Source organism: Clostridium cibarium (assembly GCF_014836335.1).
Taxonomy (GTDB): Bacteria; Bacillota; Clostridia; order Clostridiales; family Clostridiaceae; genus Clostridium; species Clostridium cibarium.
In genome coordinates this window covers 151,770-175,490 of sequence record NZ_JACSRA010000005.1, presented here as the reverse complement: position 1 = coordinate 175,490, position 23,721 = coordinate 151,770, and the positions used below count along the sequence as shown (strand labels likewise).

The following is a 23,721-nucleotide window of genomic DNA, read 5'->3' as shown; positions in this document are numbered from 1 at the left end:
TTCTTAAACATCTTAGTAAGAGTTTTTTATTTAAGATATTTACAAAACTTTACTAAAATGGATTTTTAACAACTATAAAATTAAAAAATAGAATAGTTTTTATTAATAATATTTTAAATGCTGTTAAATTTTCTTTAATAATTTATAAATATAATGTTTGTTTTAATTAACTATAATGGAACGAGCTTTATCGGTATGAATATATTTAGAAAATTTAATGGCATTAATTTTTTAATTTTATATAATGAGCTTAATATTTTTTGAATTTTTTAGGTGCTTTTGATTGACTTAAAAGATTTAATTTATATAAAAATTATCTAAAATAACAGCAATAATAAAAAGGGAGGCAAAAAATTATGACTAAAAAACAAAGTGTAGATGTTTTAAAAGAAGAAAAGTTATATCAATTAACATCATATCAAAAAGATATATGGATTCAACAATGTTTGTATCCAAATAGGCAACTTTACAATATTGGGGGATGTTTTGTTATTGAAGGAAACATAGATTATGGAAAATTTCAGAAGGCTATTAATATCTTAATTGAAGAAAATGATGCTTTAAGAATAAAGATTATAAAAAGAGATGGTGAATATTATCAAAAAATTGTACCAGAAATAGATTACCATCTAGAATTTCTTGATTTCTCATGTGGGAATGGTTCCATAGAAAAAAGTAAAGAATGGATTGAAAATGAGGCTATAAAGCCATTTGATATGTATGATAATTTTCTGTTTAAGTTTAGTTTAGTAAAGGTTAATGAAAATCTATTTTATTGGCTTATGTTAACTCATCATGTAATTACAGATGGATGGGGATGTTCATTCTTAATGGGGGAAATGGTTAATATTTATAATAGCCTTATAAGTGGTTCAGAGGATGAAATTTCAGTAGAAAAGAAAAATAACTCTTATGTTGATTTTATTATGGACAATATTGATTATTTAAAGTCAGAAGCATATAAAAAAAATTCTGAATTTTGGGAAAAATATTTAAAAGAAGTGCCTGAACCTCTTATGAATAGAAAAGGGAAAAAAATACAAGACACAATTACAAGTTCACGAAAAACATTGAAAATAAGTTGGAAAATCTATGAAAAACTTATTGAATATTCAAAGGAAAAAGGGTGTTCAACATTTCATTCTATTTTAGCAATTGTGCATATGTGTTTTAGTAAAATATATGATAAGAATGAGTTAACTATAGGAATACCTATATTAAATAGAAAAAATGCAAAACAAAAAAATACATTTGGGCTTTTTGTAAATTTGATTCCATTAAAAATTGCTAGTGATGGAAATGAAACTTTTGATGTTGTTGCAAATAGAATAAAAAAAGATTTACTACAATGTTATAGGCATCAAAAATTTCCTTTGGGTGAAATTTTAAAATTAGCTAATAATGATTCTGAAAATAAAAGAAATGTTTTTGATATAACCTTATCATTTGAAAAGTTTGATTTTGATAAACGATTTGATGGACATAAGACAACTACAAAAGCTTTAGTTAATAAGAGTGAAGAAAATGCTTTAGCTATATTTGTAAGAGAATATGCTGAAGGACAAGATGTTGAAATTGATTTTGATTATAGATTTGATGTTTTTGATGATAATTTTCCTATTGAAAATGTTATGTCATATTTTCAATTTTTATTGCAAGATGTTATAAATAATCCTTGTAATTCAATATCTCAGTTTAAAATATTGAATCCAATTGAAAGACAAAAAATACTTTATGATTTTAATAATACAAAGGCTGATTATTCAAAAGATAAAACAATGCACCAATTATTTGAAGAACAAGTAGAAAAGACACCTAATAATTTAGCTGCTGTATTTGAAGGAAAAGAAATAACATATAGGGAATTGAATGAAAAATCAAATCAATTAGCAGCTTTCCTTAAGAGTAAAGGAGTAAATGCAGGTGAACCAGTAGCCATAATTATGGAACGTTCTATGGAAATGATTATAGGTGTGATGGGAATATTAAAATCAGGTGGAGCATATGTGCCAATAGATCCTAGTTTCCCAATAACAAGAATAGGGAAAATGATAGAAAATAGTAATATTTCATTTATTGTATCGCAGAGTGAACAAAGTGAACTCGTAAAAGAGTTGCAAAAAGAGAATAGTATAAAAAATGTAATTTATATGGATGAAGAACCAGTAAAATCTGAAGATGAAAATATTGCAACATTAAGTGACCTTTTAAAACTACCAAAAGAAAATTTAGGAGTATTAAGTACACCACAGGATGTAGCATACATAATATATACTTCAGGTTCAACAGGAATACCAAAAGGAGTAGTTGTAAAGCACCAACCAGCAATAAATTTAATTGAATGGGTAAATAAAAAATATAATGTATGTGAAAAAGATCAAATACTATTTGTTACTTCATTCTGTTTTGACTTATCAGTATATGATATATTTGGAACTTTAGCTACAGGCGGGTCTATAAGAATGGCATCTAAGGATGAAGTTAAGGATTCACAAAAATTACTTAATATTATTTGTGAAGAACCAATTACTTTTTGGGATTCTGCTCCAGCAGCGCTACAACAGGTTGTTCAGTTGCTTCCAAAAGATAAGGCAGTTGCTAAAAATGGTAAGCTGAGATTAGTTTTCCAAAGTGGAGATTGGATTCCTATTACTCTTCCAGATGTTATGGAAAAAGCTTTCCCTGGTGTAAAGGTAGTTAGCTTAGGTGGTGCAACTGAAGCAACAATATGGTCAAATTATTATGAAATAGATAAAGTAGATCCTAATTGGATAAACATACCATATGGAAAGCCTATACAAAATGCAAAATACTATATATTAGATTCAAATCTAAATCCATGCCCAATGGGAGTAGCTGGAGACTTGTATATTGGAGGAGAATGTCTTGCAGAAGGCTATGCAAATGACTTAAAGCAGACAAATGAAAGATTTATAGGAAATCCATTTGTACAAGAAGGAAATGAAAAGATGTACAAAACAGGGGATATGGCTAGATGGATGCAAGATGAGAATATGGAATTATTAGGAAGAAAAGACCATCAGGTTAAAATAAGAGGCTATAGAATTGAAATTGGAGAAATAGAATATCAACTATTGAAATATGAATCTATAGAAGAAGTTTTTGTTATAGCAAGAGAAGATGAAGGAAAAAATAAATATCTTTGTGCATATATAGTGGCAAAAGAAGAATTAACTGTAGCAGAATTAAGAAAATATTTAGGAGATCTATTACCAATATATATGATTCCTTCATATTTCATACAAATTGATAAAATGCCTATAACAAGTAATGGGAAAATAGATAGAAAGTTACTTCCAAAACCTGGAGAAAAAATAAATACAGGAAAAGTTTATCAAGAAGCTACAAATGAAATAGAAAAGAAGTTAGTAGAGATATGGCAAGAAAATTTAGAAGTAAATAAAATAGGAATAAATGATAACTTCTTTGATATTGGAGGAGATTCATTAAATGCAGTAAGAATTATAGCTGAAATACATAAAAGCTTAAATGTTGAAATTTCACTTAGAGATATGTTTGATTTTAGTGAAATAAAGACATTAGCTGAGCAAATTCAACAAAGAAATAAAACTGACTTCAAATTAATAAGTAGTGTGGAGAAAAAAGAATACTATGAATTATCTTCTGCACAAAAGAGATTATTTGTTATAAAACAATTTCAAGATGCAAGTATAAATTATAATATGCCTTCAGTAACTATCATTGAAGGAAAGTTAGATGTAGAGAAGTTTGAAAATGTATTTAAAGAGTTAATTAAAAGGCATGAATCATTAAGAACTTCATTTGAAATTGTAAATGGAATACCTATGCAAAAGATTCATGAAGAAATAGATTTTCATATAGAGTTTATTGAAAAAGATGAAAAAGAACTTACAGAAGTAATAAAACAGTTCTTAAAACCATTTGATTTAAGCAAGGCGCCACTTTTAAGAGTAACTTTAGTTAAGCTAGATGAAGAAAGACATGTTATGCTTTTTGATATTCATCATATAGTATCAGATGGAGTTTCTATGGAAATCATCTTAAAAGAAATTGGACAAATATATGAAGATAAAGGAATAAAAGAGTTAGAAATACAATACAAAGAATTTTCACAATGGCAAAAGGAATTCTTAACATCAGAGATTGCCAAAAAGCAGGAAGAATATTGGCTAAGAGAGTTTTCAGGAGAAATACCAGTGCTTAACATGCCAACAGATTATCCAAGACCATCTGAACAAAGCTTTGAGGGAGATAAAATAAACTTCAAATTAGATAAAAAAGTGACAAAGCATTTAAAAGAAATATCTACCCAAATAGGTGCAACATTATATATGACAGTTGTTGCTGCATATAACGTATTGTTGGCAAAATATACAGGACAAGAAGATATAATTATAGGATCTCCTGTAGCTGGAAGAACTCATGAATCATTTCAAAATGTAGTTGGAATGTTTGTTAATACAATAGCATTAAGAAATTATCCTGAGTCAAATAAGAATTTTATAGAGTTTCTAAAAGAAGTAAAGAGAAAATTTTTAGAAGGTTATGAAAACCAAGATTATCAATTTGAAGAATTAGTAGTACGTCTTGATGTAGAAAAAGATTTTAGTAGAAATCCTTTATTTGATACTATGGTAGCTTGGCAAAATGTAGATATACGTGAAACCAATATAGCAGGATTAAATTTTGTTCCATATGACTTTAATGCTAATATAGCAAAGTTTGATTTAACATTGCTTGTATATGAAGGTGAAGACGGATTAGAATGCACTTTTGAATATTGTACAAAGTTGTTCAAAAAGGGCACTATAGAAAAGTTTGCAACAAGTTTTGGAAAAATATTATGTCAAGTAGTGGAAAATCCTAAAACAACAATTTCAGAACTAGAAATTATTAATGAGTCTGAAAAGAAAAAAGTTCTTTACGATTTTAATAATACAAAAGCTGATTATTCAAAAGATAAAACAATGCACCAATTATTTGAAGAACAAGTAGAAAAGACACCTAATAATTTAGCTGCTGTATTTGAAGGAAAAGAAATAACATATAGGGAATTGAATGAAAAATCAAATCAATTAGCAGCTTTCCTTAAGAGTAAAGGAGTAAATGCAGGTGAACCAGTAGCCATAATTATGGAACGTTCTATGGAAATGATTATAGGTGTGATGGGAATATTAAAATCAGGTGGAGCATATGTGCCAATAGATCCTAGTTTCCCAATAACAAGAATAGGGAAAATGATAGAAAATAGTAATATTTCATTTATTGTATCGCAGAGTGAACAAAGTGAACTCGTAAAAGAGTTGCAAAAAGAGAATAGTATAAAAAATGTAATTTATATGGATGAAGAACCAGTAAAATCTGAAGATGAAAATATTGCAACATTAAGTGACCTTTTAAAACTACCAAAAGAAAATTTAGGAGTATTAAGTACACCACAGGATGTAGCATACATAATATATACTTCAGGTTCAACAGGAATACCAAAAGGAGTAGTTGTAAAGCACCAACCAGCAATAAATTTAATTGAATGGGTAAATAAAAAATATAATGTATGTGAAAAAGATCAAATACTATTTGTTACTTCATTCTGTTTTGACTTATCAGTATATGATATATTTGGAACTTTAGCTACAGGCGGGTCTATAAGAATGGCATCTAAGGATGAAGTTAAGGATTCACAAAAATTACTTAATATTATTTGTGAAGAACCAATTACTTTTTGGGATTCTGCTCCAGCAGCGCTACAACAGGTTGTTCAGTTGCTTCCAAAAGATAAGGCAGTTGCTAAAAATGGTAAGCTGAGATTAGTTTTCCAAAGTGGAGATTGGATTCCTATTACTCTTCCAGATGTTATGGAAAAAGCTTTCCCTGGTGTAAAGGTAGTTAGCTTAGGTGGTGCAACTGAAGCAACAATATGGTCAAATTATTATGAAATAGATAAAGTAGATCCTAATTGGATAAACATACCATATGGAAAGCCTATACAAAATGCAAAATACTATATATTAGATTCAAATCTAAATCCATGCCCAATGGGAGTAGCTGGAGACTTGTATATTGGAGGAGAATGTCTTGCAGAAGGCTATGCAAATGACTTAAAGCAGACAAATGAAAGGTTTATAGCAAATCCATTTGTACAAGAGGGAAATGAAAAGATATATAAAACAGGGGATATGGCTAGATGGATGCAAGATGGCAATATGGAATTCTTAGGAAGAAAAGACCATCAAGTTAAAATAAGAGGCTATAGAATTGAAATTGGAGAAATAGAATATCAATTATTAAAACATGAATCTATAGAAGAAGTTTTTGTTATAGCAAGGGAAGATGAAGGAAAAAATAAATATCTTTGTGCATATATAGTAGCAAAAGAAGAATTAACTGTAGCAGAATTAAGAAAATATCTAGGAGATTTATTACCAATATATATGATCCCTTCATATTTCATACAAATTGATAAAATGCCTATAACAAGTAATGGAAAAGTGGACAGAAAAGTGCTTCCTATGCCAGATGGAAGTATAAATACAGGAAAAACTTATGAAGAAGCTACAAATGAAATAGAAAGAAATTTAGTAAGCTTATGGAATGAAGTTTTAGGAATAAGTAGGATAGGGATTAATGATAATTTCTTTGATCTTGGAGGGGATTCAATAAAAGCAATACAAATAGTATCTCGTATGAACACAATAAATTTAAAAATAGAAATAAAAGATTTGCTTAAAAATCCTACAATAAAGGAAATATCTAAGAAAGTAAAAGTAGTTAATAAACAGATAAAGCAAGATACTGTAAGTGGACAAGTACCTCTAACTCCAATACAAAAATGGTATTTAGAGCAGAAAACAGAAGATATAAACCATTTTAATCAAGCTGTTATGCTATATAGTGAAAATGAATTTGATCCAAATGTTATTAAAAAAGTGTTTAAAAAGATAATTGAGCATCATGATGTTCTAAGAATGAAATATACAAAAGATGAAAATGGAGTATTACAGTATTGTAATCATATAGAAGAAACTGAAATAGACATTATAGAAAAAGATTTGAGAGATAATTTGAATTTTGAACAAGTAATGGAAGAAGAAGCAAATAAACTACATAAAAATATAAACTTAAGTAATGGCCCATTATTTGCATTAGAAATTTTCAAAACAGATAAAGGAGAATATTTGCTAATTGGTATTCATCACATGGTAGTAGATGGAATATCATGGAGAATACTATTGGAAGATTTAGCTTCAGGGTATAAACAGGAATTGTGCAATGAAGAGATAAAATTTCCAAGGAAAACAAATTCTTATAAAGAATGGGCTGAAAAGCTTGAACTTTATGCAAATAGTCAAAAAGCATTAAAAGAAATAAGCTATTGGACATCTATAGAAAATATGTATGTTGAGCCTTTACCAAAAGATAAAATCATAGAGAAAAATATGGTGCTGGACAATAAAGTAGTTCAAGTTTCGTTAACAGAGGAAAAAACTAAACAGTTATTGAGGGATGTAAATAAGGCTTATAATACAGAAATAAATGATATATTAATAACTGCTTTATGTTTCACAGTGAAGAATTGGACAGGAAAAAATAATGTACTTATAAATTTAGAAGGCCATGGAAGAGAAGAAATAATAGAAGATATAGATATTACAAGAACAATAGGATGGTTTACATCAATGTATCCTGTAGTATTTGATATGTCAAAATCAGAAGAAATAGCATATCAAATAAAAAAAATAAAAGAAACTTTAAGAAATGTTCCTAATAAGGGAATAGGATATGGCATATTGAAGTACTTAACAAAAGCTGAAAATAAACAAGAAAATGATTTTAATAAAAAAGTTGAGATATGTTTCAATTATTTAGGACAGTTTGATATTCAAGAAGATTTACCAATATTTGGTATTTCTTCTATGTCTACAGGACAAGCTATAAGCGAAAAACTAGAAAAAGAACATTCTATTGAGATAAATGGAAAAGTATCACAAGGTAAATTGATACTAGAGATTAGCTACAATAAAAATGAATACAATGAAGAAACAATAAATATCTTTGCAAATAATTATATAAGTAATTTAGAAAATATATTAGCTCATTGTTTAGATAAAGATACAGTTGAATTAACTCCAAGTGATTTTGGTGATGATGATATGCTTTCAATTGAAGAACTAGATTTTATAAATGATTTATTTGATTAATTTATATGAAGAAGGAGATGTATTAATTGAGAAAAAATAATAAAATTCAAAAAATATATTCATTAACACCAATGCAAGAGGGAATGTTATTTCATGCTATGGATAATAATAAAAGCTCAAGCGTGTATTTTGAGCAAATTGTGCTTAATTTAGATGGTTATATCGATATAGAAGTATTACAAAAAAGTTTTAACATATTGCTTCAGAGATATGATATTTTAAGAACAGCTATTGTATATGAAAAGATTGAAAAACCAAAGCAAGTTGTATTAGCAGAAAGAGCTTCAGATATAACTTTTAAAGATATATCAAATCTAGAAGAAGAAGAAAAAAAGACTTATATAGAAGAATTTAAAAAAGCTGATATTAAACGAGGGTTTAATCTAACCAAAGATACCCTTATAAGAATATCAGTAATAAAGAAAGATTCTAATTCATTTAGTTTAGCATTAAGTTTTCACCATATTATAATGGATGGATGGTGTTTAGGGATTGTATTTAAAGAATTATTTCAAATATATGTAAGTCTAAAAGAAAATAAAGATTTAGAAGAGAAAGAAATTTATCCATACAATGATTATATACAATGGTTCTATAAACAAAATAAAGAGGAAGCAATTGAATATTGGAATAAGTATCTTGAAGGTCTTGAAAAAGAAACTATAGTTCCTAATTTTTCAAATAGTGTTGACAAAAAACAATATGTATTAAAAGAGCATATATTTGAAATGGAAGAAAACCTTACAGATAAGTTAAAATTAATTGCAAAAGAAAATAAAGTAACAGTAAATACTGTTTTTCAATCACTGTGGGGGATAGTTCTGCAAAAGTATAATAATACTAAAGATATTGTATTTGGTTCTGTAGTATCTGGTAGACCTCCTGAAATAAAAGGAATTGAAGAAATGGTAGGACTATTTGTAAATACCATTCCAGTTAGAATAAATTGTGATAAAGAAATGAATTTCATAGAATTAATAAAGAAAATTCATGAAGAATCAACTTCCTCAACTGGTTATCATTATGTTCCATTATCAGAAATACAGTCAAATACAGATTTAAAGCATAATCTTATAAATCATTTAGTAGGTTTTGAAAATTATCCTTTACAAGATGATATTAATAGTTTCTTTGGAAACAAAGATTTATTAGGATTTAAAGTTGCTGATATTGATATATATGAACAAATAAATTATGACTTTAATATAATTGTAGTTCCAGGAGATAAGTTAAAGATTCGTCTTAGCTACAATGAAACTGTTTATAAAAAAGAAGATATAAAAAATATAGAAGATCATATGAAACAAGTTTTATCTGAAATCATTGAAAATCCTGAAGTAAAAATAAAGGATATAGGAATTGTAACAGAGGAAGAAAAACAAAAAATATTATTTGATTTCAATAATATAGAGAATTTATATCCTAAAGATAAAACAATTCATGAATTATTTATAGAGCAAGTTAATAGAACTCCTAATAAGGCTGCAGTTGTATTTAAAGGAATTGAATTTACATATAAAGAAATAGATGAAAAGTCAAATAGATTAGCCAATTATATTAAAAAACAGGAAAATGAAAAGTCTGATTTTTTAATAGGTGTCTTAATGGATAGTAGTGAAAAAATGCTTATTTCAATATTAGGTATATTGAAAGCAGGAGGAGCTTATGTTCCAATTGATCCAGAATATCCAGAGGAAAGAATAAAATATATAATTGATGATGCTAAAATAAAGCTAATGCTATCAACCACAGAACATATAAGGGTATTAAATAGACTTCAGTGGGAATGTGAAACATTTGATACATATATATGTTTAGACAAAGAAAATGTGTATGAAGCTGAAGAAAAGGAAGAAAATGAGTTAATGAATACACGACTTTGGCAACAGGTAGCAGATAGTGCAAATGACGATATAGAAGGTGGCGGATGGAAAAATAGTTACACTGGTGAAGATCTAAGCAGAGAAGAAATGGATGAATACTCAAGTAATATATTTAAAAAGCTTAAGCCATATTTGAATAAAAATGTAAGAGTGTTAGAAGTAGGTTGTGCATCAGGTTTAAGTATGTTTAAAATAGCTCCATTAGTAAATATGTATTATGGGACAGACCTTTCTTATAATATTATAGAGAAAAATAAAAAGAGGGTAAAAGAAGAACAAATATCAAATATCAAATTAGCATGCCTTCAAGCAGGAGAGATAGATCAACTTGAAGATGATAATTTTGATATTGTAATTATAAATAGTGTAATACAATGTTTTCATGGACATAACTATTTAAGAAAAGTAATAGATAAAGTAGTAGATAAGATAGGAGAAAAAGGAATTCTATTTATTGGTGATGTAATGGATCAGGATTTAAAATCAAATTTAATTGAATCGTTAATAGAATTTAAGGATACCCATTCAAATTTAAATTATAGAACAAAAACTGATTTCTCAAATGAACTTTTTGTTTCAAGAAGCTTCTTTGAAGATATAGTTATAGATGTTAAAGAAGTGAAAAGTGTAAAGTTTACTGATAAAATACATACAATTGAAAATGAATTAACTAAATTTAGATATGATGCCTTGTTTGAAATTGACAAAAAAGTGGACAATAAAATTGTAGCTAAAAAACATAAATGTCAGCTAGGTACAGGTATTTTAGAAGAATATAGTGAAAATTATACTAAATCTTTAGCTAAATCTAGTGATTTAGCATATGTAATTTATACATCAGGAACTACAGGTAATCCTAAAGGAGTAATGATAGAACATAGGTCTTTAGTTAATTTATGTTTTTGGCATAATGAATATTTTCAAGTAACTGAAAATGATAGAAGTACAAAATATGCAGGGGTTGGTTTTGATGCTTCTGTGTGGGAAATGTTCCCTTACATCATTTCAGGAGCTACTATTTATATAATTGAAAATAATATAAAATTGGATATAAAAAAATTAGAACAATTTTATAATGATAATTCTATTACTATAAGCTTTTTGCCAACTCAAATTTGTGAGCAACTTATGGAAGAATGTAATTTTAAAAGTTTAAGAAAAGTTCTAGCTGGAGGAGATAAGTTAAAGAAATATTTCAATAAAGAATATGATTTGATTAACAATTATGGACCTACAGAAAATACAGTAGTTACAACAAGTTTCGTTGTGGATGGAAAGTATGAAAACATTCCAATAGGAAAACCTGTGTCAAATTCTAAAATATATATTTTAGATAAAGATGAAAATTTACAACCAGTTGGAATACCAGGAGAACTTTGTATTTCAGGAACTGGGTTAGCAAGAGGATATGTTAATAATTTATCTTTAACAAAAGAGAAGTTTGTAGAAAATCCATTTGAAAATGGAGAAAGAATATATAAATCTGGAGATTTGGCAAGATGGTTACCAGATGGGAATATAGAGTTTTTAGGTAGAATAGATAATCAGGTAAAAATCAGAGGATTTAGAATAGAACTAGAGGAAATAGAAAGTCAAATTCTAAAATATGAAAAAGTAAAAGAAGTTGCACTTGTAGTAAAGGAAACAGGAAATGAAGATAAAAGCATTTATACATATATAGTTTCGGATGAAAAAATACAAGTTCAGCATTTAAAAGAGTTTTTATCAAAAACATTACCATATTATATGATTCCAGCATATTTTATACAAATTGATGATATGCCAATAAATGCAAATGGAAAAATAGATAAAAAAGCTTTATCTAAATTAGCTAATAATGTAAATGAAAAAATATCTTTTGAGTCACCTCGAAATGAATTAGAGGAAAAACTTGCAAATATATTGAAAGAAGTATTAGGAATAAGCAATGTTGGAATAAATGAAGATTTTTTTGAGCTAGGAGGAGACTCATTAAAAGCAATAAGATTTGTCTTAAAATGTGAGCAAATTGGAATGAGCTTGAAAATAAATGATATATTCCAATATTCAAGTATAAAAAAGATTTCTGAATACTTGGGAATTTTAGGCGATGAGAATGGCTTGATAAATGATGTTGAGAAAGCTTCAAAAGCTATAACAGATAAATTTACAGTTAGAAATAAATTTATAAAGTATAATGTTGAAGAAAAAGAATATTATGTTTTATTTATAGATAATTCAAAAACAGTAGAGTTAAATGAAATAACTAAATTTATAAAAGAAAAAATGCATAAAAGCATATATCCTCATTATATGAGAGCTATATCTATGATGCAGTTATCTGAAAAAATATCTATGCAAATGGATCCAATACAATTTTCAGAAAGCATAAATTTAAAAAATGAACTTTTAATAGAAAAAAGTAAAGAGTTAATGGAGAAAGTGGAACAAGAAGAATCTAAGTTTAATGATGCTGTACTTACACAAGACATATTAAAAAGATATGAGATTGCTCCTTGTCAAGAATTTCATATAAAGTACTCAGAAAAATCTGGTATTGCAATTAGAATTGAACGTTATTTAGATATGAATATTCTAGAAAAAGCAATATTACATTTGGTTTCAAAACAAGGATTATTGAGAAGTATATTAGTAAAAGAAAAAGAAGAATATTTCTGGGAAGAATATAGTGTCCCAGAAAAACTTTCAATACCTTATGTGGATTTATCTGAATTTGCATTAGATTTTAACAGTAGGTTTTTAAAAGATAGTATAGAACAATATTTTATAAAAGGATATAAAAAAGAAAATTCTCTTTTATATAAAATGTTATTGGTAAGAGAAAACTTAAAAGATTACCTTTTAGTTTTACCTTTTTCGCATGCTATATTTGATGCCATGAGTAGTGAGATTATATCAAGAAAGATATTTGAATATTACGATATTCTTGAAAGTGGCCAAGATATTAATGATGTAGAAATTGAGAGTTATGAACGTTATGTAGAGCAAGTAAGAGGGGGAGCACAATCTATTACAGAAGAAGAAATAATAGATGCTTTTGAACTAAAAGAATTTGAAAAGTATTTATCAAAAATAGAAGAAACATCTCCAGAATATGAGCCATCGAAAATAGCAGCGTTTAATTATGATATAAACTTAGGTGGTATGGAAAAGACTAACTCTGAATTTGATCCTTCAGCAGTATCATTAGAACTTGTGAATCGAGTTTGTAAAAAGCACTTTGGGATTTCTAAAGTTCCAATATATATGATAGGGTATGGAAGAAAATATAAAGAAAAAACATACTTTAATACAATTGGGGAATTTATTGATTTAATACCTATATTGGGATATGAAGATGACAAAGATAATAGAGGAGTTATGGAAAAAGCCAAAGATAAAGTAAATATATCATCAAAACATGGAATTAACTTTTTTAATTTCTTATTTGGGAAAGAAAGCTTAGAAAATAAGAAAGTACAATACCTTATGAAAAATCACTCTTTAGAAAAGTCCATAATTTTCAATTTTCAAGGTAAATTTAAAAAAGATGAAGACGAGTTTATGAAAAATTTAATTTTAGAAAATAATAATGAAATGCTTGGATTTATTCCAAGAATTCAGTTTAATGCAAGATGTTATGATGATATGCTTAGAATATCAGTATTTTTAAATTTTGATAAAGAAGAAGAAAAAATTAAAAATTTATTTACTGAAGAGTTAAAAAGTAGCATGTTCTAATTTGAAATTCTAAAAACAAAGAATTAAATATAATATATTCTTGATTGTTCAGCATAGTCATAGTTTCCTTTTTATAAGTTTTTAGTTAATTTACTTATATTTTAAGGATTGGCTATGCTTTTTTAGCCAGAAGTTTACCAGAAATTTAAAATAAGATGACGTGTTATTGAAGTGAGGTTTTTAGAACTCGCATTATTTTAGCATATTCTGAAGAATATTACCATATATATGGTTTGGAATATTACCATATATATGGTTTGGAATATTACCATATATATGGTTTAGAATATTTATTCTTTGGTTATTAAAGATTTTTAGCACGAGAAACATGATCTACATAAATTTTTCTGATACTTGGATATTCGCCAAGGCCTTTTAGAACACATTTAACAGAAAAACCTTCATTTTCAAATTGAGTTTTCCATGAATCCTCATCTGTACTAGCCATGTCATTTATAGCGTGATCTCCTGCAACTACCATAAGAGGCATAAGAATAATTTTCTTAGGATTAAAAGCTTTTATAGATTTTAAAATTACATCAAAATCTGGATAGGCTTCTACAGTTCCTATAAATATATTGTTAAATCCTTTTTCCTTAAACATATAATCTAAAGCAGCATATGTAGTGTTTACATAATGTGTAGTTCCGTGTCCCATACAAACAAGTGCTGCATCTTGGTTCATATAACTAAATTCTTCAGATATAGTATTAATTAGGTTAATATAATCTTCTTGAGTAGTTAAAAGAGGATTGCCCAACTTTATAGAATTAAAATAATGTCTATATTTATGTAAAGCTTCAATCATTAAATCATTTTCTACACCATTTAGTATATGAGTGGGTTGTACTAATAAATCTTCTATACCATCTTCTCTCATCGTATTAAGAGCTTCAACTACAGTATTAATTTTAATACCATCTCTTTTAAATACTTTTCTAATAATCATATTACTTGTAAAAGCTCGATATATTTTATAATCTGGATAGTTATTGTGTATATCATCTTCAATTGCTTTAATATTTTTTTCTCTTGTATAATTATAGCTTGTTCCAAAACTTACAACAAGAAGACCTTTTTTGCAAACTTGCGACATAATTACCTCCCTATGTTAATTAATATTTTCAATATATGATTGAAGAGTTTCTAATGTTTTAGGCACTGGTAGAGAAGAAGCTAAGAGGTTTTTCTTACACAGACTTTCAAACAATTCTAAAATCACAGGTTTTTTCAAATTTGTTTTTAATAAAAGTTCGTTATCTTTAAAAATATCTTCTGGAGTACTTTTTTTTAAGATAGTTCCTTCATGAAATAGGACTATTGTATCTGCCCATTTAAATGCATGATCAACATCGTGGGTAGAAATTATAACAGTTATCCTCTTATCGCTTAATTTATTAATAATACCATAAATCATATCAGTATGTTTAGGATCTAAAGCTGAAGCTGGTTCATCTAACAGAACTACTTCTGGTTCCATAACTAAAATATCAGCTATAGACACTTGCTTTTTTTGTCCGCCACTTAAATTATGAGTTGGTTTTAAACGAAAAGGATAGATATCTAAATCTTCAATTATACTTTCAACCTTTAAGCGAGCCTCTTTTTCATTAATTCCTAAATTTAATAATCCAAAGGATATTTCTTGAAATATATTTGCAGAAAATAATTGGTTATCTGGATCTTGAAATACAATTCCAACTTTACTTCTCAAATCAATAAGACCTTTTCTTGAATAGTTTATAGGTGAATTATTAAAGAATAAGCTTCCAGATTGAGGTTTGTGTATTCCATTTAAACAAAGAAAAAAAGTAGATTTTCCTGATCCGTTAGAACCCATAACTGCAATCTTTTCTCCTTTTGTGATTTCAATATTAACATCATCTAGTGCTTTAGAGCCATCTTCATAGGTATAACAAAGATGTTCAGCTTTTATAATAACATTATCCATAATATGTTACTCCTTGAATTTATACTAATATAGCAAGTGCTAAAATAAATACTTCAATTAAGATTACAACTAAAATATCTTTTGTACATATTTCGTAAGTTTCATTTAATACATGAATTTCTCCATTATAGCATCGAGATTCCATTGAATCATAAAGAGTGGAAGCTTTCTTAAAAGATCTAATTAGTAGGACAGAAAGCATTTGACTCATACTATATAGTGAGGTTTTAAAGTTTTTATTACCTAATCTAGATTTTTGCGAGGTTTGAATAGTTAATGCAATATCTAGCAGAACAAAAATATATCTATAAATCAATAGCATTAGCTCTATTATGATAAAAGGGCAATGAATTTTTTTTAAAACACTAAGTAGATCTGTAAAGGGCGTAGTTAATGTTAAAAGATATAAGCAAGATATAGAACTAATAGCTGTAAGGATTAAATTTATAGTAAAAAATAGAGAATTACTACTTATAGCTAGATAATGACTTCCAAATTCTAATGAAAATAAATCTAATGGATAAGTAGTAATATTAAATATTATTGCAACTGAACTTAGTAATAAAAATAAAAAGGGAACAGTTAAAAGTTTTAAATAATAAGTTAAGGAAATATTATTATAAAGCAAAGTAATAGCTCCCATTAAAACTAATGTAACTAAAGATATAATATTTGAACGAGCTATGACACAAATCAAAAGAATACTTATAGCAAAAAAAGATTTTAGACTTGGATCTTTATGGCGTAAGTTTGAATTATATGCTAATTTATCTATTGTTATCATTTCTATTTTCCTTTGTAAGTTTTGCGCGAGTTCTTAAAGTACCTAATCCATAACCTAATATACCGGCTCCAATAGCAGCTTGAAGACTGAATAATAATGATTCGGTTTCAGAACCAGGTGGTTCTAAAATAGGTGATGCCCAAGCTTTATAAGAAGGATTAATTTGAGATATAGATTCCTCAGCTAAGGAATCTGAACCAGCAAAATCAGAATTTTTAACTAATATTAATGGTACTGAAGCAATAAGAATACAAATTAAGAGTAATATTATAACAGTCTTTTTTTTGCTCATTAATTTATGCCTCCCTTATTAAAATATCCAAGTTCACTAAGTTCAGATTTTGCATAACTTTCAAGTCCCATAATAACAATAACAGTTAAGATTCCTTCAATGATAGCTAATGGAATTTGGGTAATAGCAAATATACTCATAAAATTAATTAAAGATGCCATAAATCCACCAACTTCTGATGGATAAGCAAGTGCTAGCTGAATAGAGGTAATACAATAAGTAAATAAGTCTCCTAAAGATGCAGCTAAAAATATAGCAATCATCTTAGGAATTTTTGCTTTTAGTGATACTTTATAAATTATATAAGATAATATAGGACCAGCAATTGCCATGGAAAAGGTATTTGCGCCTAAAGTTGTCAATCCGCCATGTGCAAGTAATATTGCTTGAAATAATAAAACTATTATGCCTACAACACTCATTACAGCAGGGCCAAATAATATAGCTCCAAGACCAGTACCAGTAGGATGTGAGCTACTACCTGACACAGAAGGTATTTTAAGTGCAGAAAGTGTAAAACAGTAAGCGCCAACCATAGCTAGAATTAGAAGTGTTTTTCTATGTTCATTAATAGTTCTTTTAATTGAAATCAAACCTAGAAATAAGAACGGAATGCATAATGCGCTCCAAAGTATACAATATGCAGGTGGCAAATACCCCTCCATTATATGCATAGCATTTGTATTTTTACCAATTCCAAAAGTTATAGTTATAATTACAGATAGTAATAAAAAGCTTTTTTCTTTTTTATTCATATAATTCTCCCCTTTTTTTAAACAAAAAAAATCGCCCTTTGAGAGTATAAAAAGGCGTAACAAAATAGAGATAAGGTTCTATTCTATTATACAAAGCTATACTCCGTAACTTTATATAGTCTCGTATCAATAGGCAGGTCTTCTGACTTAGGCGTCAAAACAGTAATCTATCTTCCCATTATTCACAGTGATATATTTCATTACTATTATTCCATTACAGCGGCGGGACCGTATGGGGATTTCACCCATTTCCCTATTATCTCTATCTATAAAATATTATAGATGAGCACCTATCGATATTAAATTGTCCTATAAATTCTAGCATCAATACAGATAACCGTCAATATTAGGAGTTTTTTTATTCTTATTTACTAAAATGTGATATTTGTTCATAATAGTATCTATAAATAAAAGTTATTTGGGAGGTAAGTATTTTGAAAAAACTTGTTCATGGTGGAGATATATATAGTGAAAGAAATATTAAAACAATTGTAGATTTTTCTGCTAATATAAATCCTTTGGGATTGCCAAAATCAGTGAAGGAAGCTATAGTAAGCAATTTAGATAATTATATGAATTATCCTGACCCATTATGCAGAGAATTAAGACAAGCTATAGCTAAGCATGAATCTACATTAGCAGATAATATTATTTGTGGTAATGGTGCAGCAGATATAATTTTTAAGATAGCTCTTGCATTAAAGCCAAAGAAAACCTTGTTAATAGCACCAACTTTTTCAGAATATGAAGAATCCATAAGATATATAGATGGAGAGATTAAATATTATGACCTAAAAGAAAATAAAGAATTTAATATAGAAAAGGACATTTTAGATTATATTACAGCAGATCTTAACATGATGTTTATTTGCAATCCAAACAATCCCACAGGTATTCCGGTTAAGTCAAAAGAGATGATTGAAATAGTTAAAAGATGTGAAGAGAAGGATGTGATTTTGGTTGTAGATGAATGTTTTATAGATTTTTTAAAAGATGAAGAGGCATATAGTATTTCAAAATTTATTGATAAGTATAAAAATCTCATAATATTAAAAGCTTTTACAAAAATTTATGCCATGGCTGGAATAAGGCTTGGATATATGATATGTTCAAATGAATTGATTTTAGATAAAGTAAATGCAATTGGACAACCTTGGAGTGTTTCTACTGTAGCTAGTAAATGTGGAGTTGCTGCTTTAAATGAAGTGGAATATGTTAAAAAGAGTAAGGAAAATATAGAAGTTAATAGGGAATACTTAATTGATGAGTTAAAAAAGCTTGGATTTAAGGTTTTTGATTCAAAAGCAAATTTTATTTTCTTTAAAGCAAATGATAAAGAGCTAAATGTTAAACTAGAGGAACATGGAGTTCTTATAAGGTCATGTAGGAACTATAAAAATTTAGGGGATGGCTTTTTTAGAATTGCAGTGAAAGGGGAGAAAGATAATATTTATTTAATTGATTGTTTGAAAAAGATAGGAGTGGTTTAGGTGTCAGTAATAATGGTTGTAATCGATGGAGCGCTGAGTTCTGATTACAATGTGTGTGAAAATATAAAAAAAATTAAATTATCTGGCAGTATAAATAATACTCCACAAGGAATGGAAGTAAATAGTTTAACTTGTATAATGAACATGTTAGGAATACCATATAAAAAAATACCTAAAGGAAGGGCATATTTAGAAGCTATTGCTTTAGGTGAAAGTATTAAAGATAATGACTTAATACTTAGATGTAATGATATAAAGATAAAAAATGGTAGACTTGCGTCTAGTAACGAGGTTTCAAGTAAAGACATTAGCAAAATTAGTAATTTCAAATTAATTGATATGGGAAGTTATAAGAATTTGCTTATAGTTAGAGATGGAAGAAAGTTTTATAAATCACTAAAGACCTTTGAGCCTCATCAGAATATAGGCGAATTAATAACAGAGATATTACCAAGTTGTGAAAACTTAGAGTTTACAAATTTTTTGATGAAACTAATTTATAAATACAACTTATATCCTTGGGGACAATCTGTAAAAGAGGAATTTCCAAGCTTTTACAGTTTGCACAATATAAATGGTGCAGTAGTTTGTAAAACAGAAATTGTAAAGGGCATTGGCAGGACAATTAAGATGTTTACACCAGATTTGCCAGGTACCACAGCAGATGTGGATACAGACTTGAATATAAAGGCAAAAACAGCTTTAGAATTATCATTTAAATATGATTTTGTTTTATTACATATCAACGGTGGAGATGAGAGTGCTCATAGAAGAAATATTGATGAAAAATTGAATTTTATGAAAAAGATAGATTGTGAAGTAATTGGATATTTAATAAGAAACTTAAAAAAAGATACATCCCTTATAGTAACATCAGATCATGGAACTAGTTCAGAAAATGGTGAGCATATAAATGATTGTGTAAAATATTACATTTATAACAATAATGTAGAAACCCAAAAGTGGATTAACAGGAATTGTAGTTTTCAGGGAAGTTGAGTAAGTTTTTATAGCATTGATATTACAATCATAGGTAATAATAATAATGAAATTGATTAGGAGGGAGAATATTATGACAAATAGAAAAACTAGAAAACAACAAAGAATACAAGCTGGTGGAAGTTCTACGGCTAATGAAGGTGGACATAATCCAAAAGAGAATAGAAAGTCTGGAAAAAGAACAGAAAGCAATGAAATAGACGAATAAGTATAATGGCAAAACTTATGGAGTAATTTTACAAAAAAAATAAACTTTTCATAGGATTTATATTTGCCTAGTGGTAAAAATAATAATGAAGTTGATTAGGAGGGATAATGTTATGAGTCATAAAAAATCAAACAATTCAGCTACTAGCAGTGCAGCACAAAATGTTGATACTTCTTCTTGTGGATGTACAAGTGGAAAGGATAATAAAAAGAATAAAAAATCAGCAGTTAATAATCAATGGAGTTAATTTGCTATAATAATAAAAAGAACTATATAAGTATTATAACTTATATAGTTCTTTTTATTAAGCATTTGCTATTCTATTTAATTCGGATGTAAAAGCTACTAATTCTTCAATACTGGCATTAGCCTCTTGAATAGCGGCAGATTGTTGCTCTGTATTAGATAAAGTTGAGTCTGAAATATCTAGAGTCTTTTTCATAGACGATTGAATTTCATTGGTAAGGTTTACTATTTGCATAGCTGTTTCCTTTGAATTTTGAGATAAATTTCTTATTTCAGTAGCAACAACTCCAAATCCCTTTCCAGCTTCACCAGCTCTTGCAGCTTCTATTGCTGCATTAAGACCTAACATCTTTGTTTGGTCAGCAATGCTTTTTATGGAATCAAGTATCGTATTAATTTGTTCAGATACTTTTTGAACATTTATAATTTCATCATTTAGTATTTGTTGATTTTCAGTAACAGTGATAGAGGTTGCTGATAGCTCTTCCATGGTTGCAGAAATCTGTGAAAAATTATCATTCAATTCGTTTGACATATTCTTTATGCTTAATTGTTGGTATCCTATTTGAGATAAAGAATTCGCAACAATAAATAAAACTTCAGCAGCAGCTTTTATATTTCTTTCTGTTGTTAATTTAACATTGTTAACAGCATCTATGTATTGATCTCCGTTTACACCTATTTCCCTAGCTGTGTTTCTATATGAATCGTGTTCAGGAGCATGTGTTAAAACTTGTCCACCAAGGATTGTTCCTATTTGAACTCCATTTACCATTATTGGAGCAGCAAAATCAATAAGCCCTGCATGACATGTATAGATATATGGTTTACCAGTTCTAGCTGCTTCTTCTCCTCCTTTTCTGTGAGATTCAGCACAACGACTTTTGCCTATGTTTGTTGATTGTGTAAGATTAAGACAAAAACTTGTATAAGAACTTGGAGTAGTAACAGGATTACCATTAACATCTACAGTTACACTAGCTATGTCCATACTTTCAGCAAAATTATCTTGGAATTTTTGCAAAAGGTTGATATCCAAAACATCTTGTAGCTTGATTTCCGATAAGTCTATTGTTTTTTCTTCATTCATAATTATTCTCCTTTTGATATTCTATTTAATTTTAGTTAATATATAATGTAAAGTAGAGCATAAATTTGAAATTTAATTTTTATAATAATAAAATAAAAAGTAAATAGTTTTTGTTTTAGAAATGATCTATATTCAATAGAAAAGAAATGAAAGATATTTTTAATAAAATAATTATACTATATATTTTATATCCGCTCAATAATGTAGAGAAATAAGATTCTTTATAATATATTTAAAAGGATGCAATAGTAGGATATACTAGTATTATATGTATTTAAAATATAGAAAATTTAATTTGTTAGGAGAATGTTGTGTTATGAACAATTTGCAAAGTCTAAGGGAAGAAATGAAGAAAAATAATTATGATTATTATATAATTCCAAGTGCAGATTCACATCAAAGTGAGTATGTGCCTGAATATTATAAAGGAAGAGCCTATATTTCTGGTTTTACTGGTTCAGCTGGAACATTATTAGTAGGAAAAGAAAAAGCTTTTTTATGGACAGACGGGAGATATTTCATTCAAGCAGAAAAAGAATTACAGGGAAGTGGTATAGAACTTATGAAAATAGCTACACCAGGATACCCTACAATAGAAGAATGGATTGAAGACAATGTAAAAGAAAATGATAAATTAGCATTTGATAGTACTGTTATTTCAGCTACTGAATTTAAAAAATATAAATCTATAGCAGAGAAAAATAAATTTGAAATAATGATGGAAAAAGATATTTTAGATGAAGCTTGGAAGGATAGACCTAAATTTCCTATGGAAAACATATTTATTCATGAAGTTGAATATTCTGGAAAATCTACAAAAGATAAGCTTTCAGATGTAAGAAAAGAAATGAAATCTCTAGGTGGAGAAAATTACATACTTACATCATTAGATGATATAGCTTGGACTTTTAACATAAGAGGTAATGATATACCTTATAATCCAGTAAGTTTGGCTTATGCAATAATAACAGATAAAGATGCTTTTTTATACATAAATAATGAAAAAGTATCAGAAACTGTTCGTGAAGAACTTTTAGAACAGGGAGTTAGTATAAAAGAATATTTAGAGATTTTTAAAGGTGTAGAAGGAATTAAAAATTCAGTTATAATTGACGCACAAAAGGTAAATGCTAAAATATATTCTTTAATATCAAAAGAAGTGAAGATAATTGAACACTTAAATATAACAACTTCTTTAAAGGCAATTAAGAATGAAGTTGAAATTCAAAATATAGAAACATCTCAAATAAGAGATGGAGTAGCTATGGTTAAATTTATAAAATGGCTTAAAGAAAATATATGTAAAACAAAAATTACTGAAATTTCAGCTTCAGATAAACTTGAAGAGTTTAGATCACAGGGAGAAAATTTCAAGGGGCTTAGCTTTAATACAATAGCAGGGTATAAAGATCATGCTGCCATGATGCATTATTCAGCTACAGTAGAAAGTCAATATGAATTAAGACCAGAGGGAATGCTACTTGTAGATTCAGGAGCACAATATTTAGATGGAACAACTGATATAACAAGAACTTTTGTATTAGGTAAATTAACTGAAGAGGAAAAAAGAGATTTTACTCTTGTATTAAAAGCTCATATTGCACTGGCTTCAGCAATATTTTTAAAAGGTGCTACAGGTGAAAATTTAGATACTTTAGCAAGAAGACCATTATGGGATTATGGAATGGATTATAAATGTGGTACAGGTCATGGAGTAGGATTTTTCTTAAATGTACATGAGGGTCCACAAGGATTTAGACAAAAAGGTAATACAACAGTATTAGAGCCTGGTATGATAGTAACAGATGAACCTGGTGTATACAAAAAAGGTAAACATGGAATTAGAACAGAAAATGTTATACTTGTAACAAAATCATCTAAGGATGATGAAATGGGGGAATTTTATAAGTTTAAAACAATATCATATGCACCTATAGACTTAGATGGAATAGATGCTAATATGCTTTCTGATGATGAAAAAACATGGTTGAATGAATATCATAAGATGGTTTATGGTAAGTTATCACAACACTTAAATGAGGAAGAAAGAGATTTCTTAAGTAAAGTTACTAGAGAGGTGTAGTAAAAGCTTAGTGCTAGAA

General features: G+C 27.8%; 13 protein-coding genes, 2 pseudogenes and 1 riboswitch. Of the genes and pseudogenes, 9 read left to right on the top strand and 6 right to left on the bottom strand.

All coding sequences use genetic code 11. The annotated features are described in order from the left end of the window. Positions 1–356 precede the first annotated feature (356 nt). The 4 genes and pseudogenes from H9661_RS04910 to H9661_RS20120 all read left to right on the top strand — a co-directional run bounded on the left by H9661_RS04910 (position 357) and on the right by H9661_RS20120 (position 13,804). Entirely contained in the window at positions 357–8,201 is a 7,845-nt protein-coding gene (locus tag H9661_RS04910) for a non-ribosomal peptide synthetase (protein ID WP_191767841.1), read from the top strand. A gap of 26 nt (positions 8,202–8,227) precedes the next feature. Beyond that, a pseudogene (locus H9661_RS20130) lies at positions 8,228–10,555 on the top strand (condensation domain-containing protein); the annotation flags it as partial. Then, a pseudogene (locus H9661_RS20125) lies at positions 10,550–11,434 on the top strand (AMP-binding protein); the annotation flags it as partial. The pseudogenes H9661_RS20130 and H9661_RS20125, both read left to right, overlap by 6 nt. A 141-nt stretch (positions 11,435–11,575) precedes the next feature. Then, entirely contained in the window at positions 11,576–13,804 is a 2,229-nt protein-coding gene (locus tag H9661_RS20120; protein WP_479927595.1) for a condensation domain-containing protein, read from the top strand. Between the two features lie 304 nt (positions 13,805–14,108). Here H9661_RS20120 and H9661_RS04900 read toward each other — a convergent pair whose 3' ends face one another. From H9661_RS04900 to H9661_RS04880, 5 genes are read right to left on the bottom strand one after another with little or no spacing between them, the layout of a single operon-like run. After that, on the bottom strand, positions 14,109–14,900 hold the full coding sequence (locus tag H9661_RS04900) for a sirohydrochlorin cobaltochelatase (protein WP_143315724.1): 792 nt from the start codon (positions 14,898–14,900) through the stop codon (positions 14,109–14,111). Positions 14,901–14,915: 15 nt separating this feature from the next. Then, on the bottom strand, positions 14,916–15,755 hold the full coding sequence (locus H9661_RS04895) for an energy-coupling factor ABC transporter ATP-binding protein (protein ID WP_143315722.1): 840 nt from the start codon (positions 15,753–15,755) through the stop codon (positions 14,916–14,918). A gap of 19 nt (positions 15,756–15,774) precedes the next feature. Beyond that, positions 15,775–16,539, bottom strand: coding sequence for a cobalt ECF transporter T component CbiQ (cbiQ, locus tag H9661_RS04890; RefSeq protein WP_191767839.1), 765 nt, complete (start codon positions 16,537–16,539; stop codon positions 15,775–15,777). Beyond that, positions 16,523–16,831 (bottom strand): energy-coupling factor ABC transporter substrate-binding protein, encoded by a 309-nt coding sequence (locus H9661_RS04885; RefSeq protein WP_191767838.1) that lies wholly within the window; start codon positions 16,829–16,831, stop codon positions 16,523–16,525. Before H9661_RS04885 ends, cbiQ begins: the two co-directional genes overlap by 17 nt. Then, complete coding sequence (locus H9661_RS04880) at positions 16,831–17,586, bottom strand: energy-coupling factor ABC transporter permease (protein WP_191767837.1); 756 nt, start codon at positions 17,584–17,586, stop codon at positions 16,831–16,833. Before H9661_RS04880 ends, H9661_RS04885 begins: the two co-directional genes overlap by 1 nt. A 115-nt stretch (positions 17,587–17,701) precedes the next feature. Further along, a riboswitch (cobalamin riboswitch) is annotated at positions 17,702–17,895 on the bottom strand. Between the two features lie 125 nt (positions 17,896–18,020). Between H9661_RS04880 and H9661_RS04875 the strand changes: the two genes are divergently transcribed. The 4 genes from H9661_RS04875 to H9661_RS19835 all read left to right on the top strand — a co-directional run bounded on the left by H9661_RS04875 (position 18,021) and on the right by H9661_RS19835 (position 20,530). Next, a complete protein-coding gene (locus H9661_RS04875) occupies positions 18,021–19,076 on the top strand; it encodes a pyridoxal phosphate-dependent aminotransferase (RefSeq protein WP_191767836.1) in 1,056 nt (351 codons plus the stop codon). Further along, positions 19,077–20,075 (top strand): alkaline phosphatase family protein, encoded by a 999-nt coding sequence (locus H9661_RS04870; RefSeq protein ID WP_191767835.1) that lies wholly within the window; start codon positions 19,077–19,079, stop codon positions 20,073–20,075. Positions 20,076–20,148: 73 nt separating this feature from the next. Beyond that, entirely contained in the window at positions 20,149–20,283 is a 135-nt protein-coding gene (locus H9661_RS19840; RefSeq protein WP_279232041.1) for a hypothetical protein, read from the top strand. A gap of 112 nt (positions 20,284–20,395) precedes the next feature. Beyond that, positions 20,396–20,530, top strand: a complete 135-nt coding sequence (locus H9661_RS19835; RefSeq protein WP_279232040.1) for a hypothetical protein — start codon at positions 20,396–20,398, stop codon at positions 20,528–20,530. 57 nt (positions 20,531–20,587) lie between these two features. On the opposite strand, the gene H9661_RS04865 is transcribed toward H9661_RS19835, so the two are convergent. After that, the gene (locus H9661_RS04865; protein WP_191767834.1) at positions 20,588–21,619 is read right to left on the bottom strand and encodes a PocR ligand-binding domain-containing protein; all 1,032 of its coding nucleotides are present in this window, start codon (positions 21,617–21,619) and stop codon (positions 20,588–20,590) included. Positions 21,620–21,935: 316 nt separating this feature from the next. Between H9661_RS04865 and H9661_RS04860 the strand changes: the two genes are divergently transcribed. Then, the gene (locus tag H9661_RS04860; RefSeq protein WP_191767833.1) at positions 21,936–23,702 is read left to right on the top strand and encodes an aminopeptidase P family protein; all 1,767 of its coding nucleotides are present in this window, start codon (positions 21,936–21,938) and stop codon (positions 23,700–23,702) included. Positions 23,703–23,721 lie beyond the last annotated feature (19 nt).